General features: G+C 37.5%; 1 pseudogene. It reads right to left on the reverse strand.

What is annotated here, in order from left to right:
• Positions 1 to 223, reverse strand: a pseudogene (locus HMPREF2887_RS10360) (hypothetical protein); the annotation flags it as partial.
• Positions 224 to 251 lie beyond the last annotated feature (28 nt).

Genomic DNA, 251 nt, shown 5'->3' on the forward strand with positions numbered 1-251 from the left:
GCTGTCTAACTGCTAAGGTATAGAAGACAAAAATATAAGCACCATTGACAACTAAGAAAAGGATAAATTCAGATAAGGTAAAAGGGACTAAAGAACGAGCTCGATCACCAACAGCAATCTGAGCATAAGGAAAAATACCAAAAAGACCTACTCCAATAAATAGGGTCATAAGCCCTGCTATAGCCAAAATGGCTGATATAAGAATAGGCACTGCGAAATTTTTGTCTTCTATACCTTAGCAGTTAGACAGC

The organism is Streptococcus sp. HMSC071H03, assembly GCF_001813035.1.
Lineage (GTDB): Bacteria > Bacillota > Bacilli > Lactobacillales > Streptococcaceae > Streptococcus > Streptococcus anginosus.